This window comes from Peribacillus sp. P4_C12, assembly GCF_056402095.1.
Window position 1 is genome coordinate 1 of the sequence record NZ_JBFUIB010001019.1, and the last position, 818, is coordinate 818.

Annotated in this window: 1 protein-coding gene; it reads left to right on the forward strand. The window is 39.9% G+C overall.

Features of this window, described 5'->3' with window-relative positions:
• Nucleotides 1-101 precede the first annotated feature (101 nt).
• A partial coding sequence (locus AC1DUW_RS30935) for an SDR family NAD(P)-dependent oxidoreductase (RefSeq protein ID WP_477644467.1) occupies nt 102-818 on the forward strand: 717 nt, incomplete at its 3' end.

Consider the following 818-nt stretch of genomic DNA (forward strand, 5'->3'; position numbering starts at 1 on the left):
ATTAAAATCTTTAATTTTATTTAATTATAATTTATKAGTATAATCAATATCAACAATATTTAAAAATCTTTGAATATTCTAAAAACAGGAGGAGAACTAGAATGTCATTGAACCAATTGTTTGATTTAAATGGTAAGACAGCAATCGTTACCGGAGGCGGCAGCGGGTTAGGGCGTGTAATGGCACTGGCGTTGGCAGAAGCCGGAGCAAACGTTGTTGTATGTTCACGGCGTTTAGAAGTTTGCGAAGCAGTTGTAAAAGAAATCGAGGCGTTAGGAAGACAGGCACTTGCTCTATCATTGGATGTCACAGATCGGGAATCTGTCGTTCAAGGTGTTGAGAAAGCGGTTTCTCATTTTGGGGAAATCAAAATTTTAGTCAACGGCAGCGGAACAGTTTTTGAGTCTCCTGCTACGGATATGCCTTTAGAACAATGKCAAGCTATGCTGGATACAAATGTGACAGGAACATTCTTGATGTGTCAGGCAGTTGGTAAACATATGATTAATAACGAATACGGTAAAATCATTAACATTTCTTCTAGTATCGGTTTTACAGGTGTTGAYCCGGAAGCTGTAGATTCTGTCGGATATACAACTAGTAAGGGTGCAGTCATGACTTTAACGAAGGATCTGGCAGTTAAGTGGGGACGACATGGAGTGTATGTAAATTCAATTGCTCCTGGAGTTTTCACTACAGGAATGAATAACCCAGAAATACCGGGAACACTTGTACACAAAGCAGGCCCTTTCATTGCCTCACAAGTTCCAGTTAGAAGATTAGGCAGTGACAATGATTTGGTAGGTGCACTCCTTTAC